Here is a 2213-nt window from a genome sequence, read left to right on the forward strand (position 1 = left end):
GGGCTCGTACGGGCCGCCGGGGGGGTACGGGGTGCCCGGGGCGTACGAGTCCGGTGGGGTGTACGAGCTCCCCGAGGCGTAGGAGTCCGTCGGGGCGCCGGAGACGTACGAACCGGCCGGGGCGGAGGCGGGAGCCGCGCTGCGCCAGGGGGCCGCCGGTGTCTCCCATCCCTCGGGGAGAGGGGTGTGCCCGGGTTCCCCACGGGACGACGCCTCCCGCTCCTGAGCCGCCGCACCGCGCACGCCGCTACGCTCGGTGACCATCGGCAGGGTGACTCCGGGCCGTTGGCCCGGTCCGTCGGGGGATACGCTCACCGCTCGCTCCCGCAGGGCACTCGTCTCGTACAGATGGTGGAGAGGGTCGGGCCGGCGGCGGAATGCCGCCGTTTGGGGAATCCGCGCTGGAAATGTGCCGATCATAGAGGCTGCCATGTGGGGCGTTCCAGTAAGCCATTCGTGATCTTGGGCACCCGGGATGGAGCAATGGCCGCCGTCCGATCGTTTCTGCGTGGCTCTGCACGGCGTTGACGGCCGTACGAGCGATTGTGACTTTCTGTTATGCGTCGGGGTGTCGGAGAGGTCACCCGACCGGGCCAATCCAACGCGGCATACCGGGACAGAATGCCACACAGTGGACGGGGTGTTCCGTTCCGTCCCCGGAGGTCGAGGTGCCGCGTCCGCTGGCGTCCCGGGGAGTGGACCGGCGGCTGCTGCGCAGGGTCGCCGCCGTGTGCACCTCCCTGACGGCCCTGATCGCGACGTCGCTCGTCGCGGGGCCGGCCTCGGCCGGTCCGCCACTGGCCGCCCCCTGCGCGCTGACCCGGACCACCGCCCACCACTCCGAGGGCGTGGACACCTGGAACCGCGCCTATCCGCGGCCGGACCGGGAGCTCAGGGCGGTGATGATCTTCCTGTCCTTCCCCGACGCCCGGCCCCGGGTCACCCCCGCTGAGCTGGCCGCCGACCACTTCCCGCACACCTCGCACTTCTTCGAGCGCGCCTCCTACGGCCGGTTCCGGCTGCGCGTCGACCCGCTGACGAGCTGGGTGGCCATGCCGTCGCCGTCGGAGGCGTACGGGATAAAGCGCGACTGGGAGGGCGATCTGCGGACCGCGTATCTGCGGGACGCGGTGGCCGCGGCGGACGCCCGGGTGGACTTCTCGGCGTACGACATCGTCTATCTGGTCGCCGATCCGGACGCCCCGGGAGTGGACTCGGACGCGACAAAGGTCGTCAATTTCGACCGCCCGTTGCGAGCGGACGGCGCCGAACTCCGCCGCATTGTCACCGTTTTCGAGCAGCATCCGCCCGATCGGAATGTGCTCGCCCATGAGACGGGTCATGTGTTCGACCTGCCCGACCTTTACCACCGTCCGAGGGACGGCAAAGGGGACTGGGACACCCATGTGGGTGACTGGGACCTCATGGGCAGCCAGTTCGGACTCGCGCCGGAGCCCTTCGCCTGGCACAAGTGGAAGCTCGGCTGGCTCGACGGTGGCCAGGTCGTGTGCGCGAACCCGTCGACGGCGACCGTGGGGACGCTCGTACCGCTCGGCGCGCCGGCCGGGGAGGGCGCCGGCGGGGCGCGGCTCCTGGTCGTCCGCACCGGGGAGGCCAGCGTGCTGGCCGTCGAGGCGCGCGGCGCCGAGGGGAACGACGCGTCGACCTGTTCGGAGGGGGTGCTGGTCTATCGGGTGCACAGCGGGACCGCCTCCGGCGGCGGGCCGGTCGAGGTCCTGGACGGCCACCCGCGCACGGGGGCCTGCTGGGAGACGTCCGTCTACCCGCCGCTGGCCGACGCCCCGCTCGGCGTGGGCGAGCGGCTCTCCGACCCGCGGAGCGGGGTCGCGATCGACGTGCTGCGGCGCGATGCGGAGGGGCACTGGACGGTGCGGATCAGTCGCGCGTGAGCGGCTGGGCGCCGCGGCCGCGCGGGAACGACAAAAAGGCTTTTCCGCGATCGCGGAAAAGCCTTTTTGTTCACGGCCTTGCCGTGCGAGGTGCGCCGCCAGGGACTCGAACCCCGGACCCGCTGATTAAGAGTCAGCTGCTCTAACCAACTGAGCTAGCGGCGCCCGACGTGGAAGACCTTAGCACCCGTATCCGGGAGAAAGAAAATCGGTGGAACGCGGTCACGCTGCGGCCATCCGGCGGACACGCTGAGCGAGATCGGGTGGCAGGGGAGTGGCAGGGGGGTGGTCGAAACGGAGGGG

Annotated in this window: 1 protein-coding gene, 1 tRNA gene and 1 pseudogene; 1 reads left to right on the forward strand and 2 read right to left on the reverse strand. The window is 71.2% G+C overall.

Translation table 11 applies throughout. The annotated features are described in order from the left end of the window. Positions 1 to 264: pseudogene (locus ACSNOD_RS30595) on the reverse strand (hypothetical protein); the annotation flags it as partial. 404 nt (positions 265 to 668) lie between these two features. On the opposite strand from ACSNOD_RS30595, the gene ACSNOD_RS30600 reads away from it, so the two are divergent. Continuing rightward, positions 669 to 1910, forward strand: coding sequence for a M6 family metalloprotease domain-containing protein (locus ACSNOD_RS30600; RefSeq protein ID WP_436770339.1), 1242 nt, complete (start codon positions 669 to 671; stop codon positions 1908 to 1910). Between the two features lie 91 nt (positions 1911 to 2001). Here ACSNOD_RS30600 and ACSNOD_RS30605 read toward each other — a convergent pair. After that, positions 2002 to 2075: transfer RNA gene (locus ACSNOD_RS30605), tRNA-Lys, on the reverse strand. Positions 2076 to 2213: the final 138 nt, after the last annotated feature.

The sequence above is a fragment of the Streptomyces sp. URMC 123 genome, assembly GCF_051386515.1.
Classification (GTDB): Bacteria; Actinomycetota; Actinomycetes; order Streptomycetales; family Streptomycetaceae; genus Streptomyces.